The organism is Staphylococcus sp. GDX8P80P (genome assembly GCF_017893095.1).
GTDB classification, from domain to species: domain Bacteria; phylum Bacillota; class Bacilli; order Staphylococcales; family Staphylococcaceae; genus Staphylococcus; species Staphylococcus borealis.
Genome location: NZ_JAESMI010000078.1, coordinates 1 through 2803, shown reverse-complemented (window position 1 = coordinate 2803; position 2803 = coordinate 1). Strand labels below are relative to the sequence as shown.

At 31.9% G+C, this 2803-nt stretch carries 1 protein-coding gene and 1 pseudogene; both read right to left on the bottom strand.

Annotated elements, in window-relative coordinates:
• Positions 1–969 precede the first annotated feature (969 nt).
• Positions 970–1977: a hypothetical protein gene (locus KA858_RS07520; protein ID WP_210135354.1), complete on the bottom strand. Its 1008-nt coding sequence runs from the start codon at positions 1975–1977 to the stop codon at positions 970–972.
• A 251-nt stretch (positions 1978–2228) separates the two neighbouring features.
• Positions 2229–2691, bottom strand: a pseudogene (locus KA858_RS07515) (transposase); the annotation flags it as partial.
• Positions 2692–2803 lie beyond the last annotated feature (112 nt).

Genomic DNA, 2803 nt, shown 5'->3' with positions numbered 1-2803 from the left:
CCACCCCCCCCCCCCCCACACCCCACACCCCCCCCCCCAACACACCCCCATCCCACACCCACCGCCCACCTCCCACCCCCCACACCGCTACCGAAAACCAAAACTAGCATTTACTGTTTCATTTATTGAAACAGTAAATGCTAGTTTTTTTGTTGTTACATATGCCTAAAACGATACATTGACTTACTTTCAATTGTGATCTTTATCAAATAGTTTTCCGACATCTTTTAATAAATCTTTACTTCCTAGCCATGTAGAAAGAGATGACATCGTAAAACTAATCGCTTTCATTAATAATTCCATATTAGAACAGCTCCTTTACTAACGAGTTGTCTTAGTTCATCATGCTGACTTTAGTCTGCTTACTATATATATACCACATCGAAATTGGATGTAACATCATTGAAGCGTGGTGCAGAACTTTAATTCCTTTTTAACCCCAGCTTGCTTTGCTTGTAGAATTTCTTTATGAAATTCTCGTTGCTGGGGCCCCGAACCCCAGCTTTCTCTACTCGTGGCATTTCTTTTCGAAATTCTCGTTGCTGAGGACCGACTTTACTGAGAAAAGCTTAATTTAAGTATCTTATCAATTCAGTCAGCTACTGCAAATTTTCCAAATAGCATTATCATATTATTTATGTTGAAGAATCTTTAAAAAGCATTAGAACCTTTCGTTCTAACGCTTCGTCTACATTTATTGAAATTTGCATTTCAAATCCGATAATCAATGTACTTGTTTTAAAGTCCACGCACGACCGTTGACTAAAAAGAGAACAAGTCCTACTTGCTCTCTTTCCTAAGTTATTTAAAACTTATTCTTAGCTATGCAATGTATTTCGGTTTATAACGTCCACGCATTGTCGTCGACATTTATATTATAACATTTTTATTAAATATTTCAAGACTAATAAATATAATATAATTTAGTTGCGCTCATTCAATATATTTTGGATATGACTATGTTGCTTATCAAAAACGCTTAGTCCACGCTTTAAATAGCTTATTGTTTTGGAACTTCACAGTATACATCGTGTATCTATTAATAGAATTTACGATATCATTTACAATCTTTGTATTAACATGCGATTTTAATAATTCGTCTATCTCTATTTTACATTCATTATAAATTGTAGTGATATCAATCACATTTTGCACTTCTAATAACTTTGTTATTTTTACTCTACATTCAGCAATTAACATCTTATCTGCCTTTTCTTTTGCCATAATTTTTCTTTTTTGACTATTACGTGCTTCAGCCTCTTTTAATAATTGCTGTCGTTTTAACTCTCGCTCTTTTCTCAATGCTTCTTGTTCTTTTTCTCTTTGAATACGTCTTTCTCGTTCTAGTTCTTCTAGATACGCCAGATATTTCTTTTTATGAAAATAATCAATCAAAGCAAAGACTTTCTGTTCGATGTTAGTGGGCAAAGCCATACTATACTTTTTAAAATCATTAATTAATTCAATATTCTTACTCGTAATAGGCTTTGATGAATTCGAGTTAAATTCTTCCACGTCTGACTCAGAGATCGTAGTCCACTCTTTATACATGTTTATCACTTTACAATGATACTCTGAATCATTCATTAATTTCTCATGATTTAAGAGTACATCATCCAACCAATCATCTAACAAAAATATATTCTTTCTAACCTGATACGCAATACGATTTGGAATGCCACTATGTTCTTTAAAATGTTCAATCCCAAGTTTCATAATTGTGTCTTTTGACTTTGATCGAAGTATATATTGATACTTTAATTCTTTTCCGCATTCACAATATAACGGCGTATCATTACAACACGTTCGGTAATTTTCATTTACTTTAAAGTCGATAAGTTCCCACTCTTCTGAATAGCGATACATATCATTGATTAATATATTCTTTTTTCTGTATTTATAATACTTAAACAGTATTTCTCTTTGGTTCTCAGTTAAATGACTGATTAAAGCATGTCTATGTTTCTCGTTATTCACATATCTCAAATAACCACCTCTTCTACTTATAAGGGTTAACTTTAGTTCATTACACATTAATGTGATGGTTTGATTTGTATGTTTGCATATGTAAAAAGAGATATGACTAATCACTCATTAATCATATCTCTTTATCAACACTATGATATTCAATTATAATGCCTAGTCTCATAGCAGACGGCTACTACTGTACATGATTTTGTTTTTTAAAGTCCACGCATGGTCGTTGACTTAATTATATTATAACAATTTTATATAATAAATATAACATTTATATATTCTAACCTAGAAACGTTTAAATACAAAACAATAAGAGCCCGGGACATAAAGTTCTTGGATAAGTAAATAAAGACAATTTCTATTGAAATATATAGAAATTGTCTTTTTTTTAATTTTTTGATTATTTTCAGCTCGTTGAGCTGTTACTTTTCTTATATTAAGTTCCATTAGCACAAATCCTAGTTCTCTTTTAGCTTTATCTATCCCTCGAACAGACATTCGAGTGAAACCTAAAATAGCCTTCATAAATCCAAAAACAGGCTCCGCATCAATTTTTCTTTGACTGTAGATGGCTTTTGTTTTTGGTTCTGAAAGCTTTTTATTAATTTGGGCTTTAAAATATTCCCAATTATAATTCTTCATTATTCTTTTATTTGTTTTTGAATTGAAGTTCATACATTGGTGTTTCAGAGAACATTCTGAACAATCATCACAAATATCATTTACATGTCGTGACATATCATTTGTGGGGATAAGAACTGAAGTTTCCATTGGTAGAGTGTTGAGTCATGTTATGTTTTTATACATAAGGCGCCTCGTTAATTTA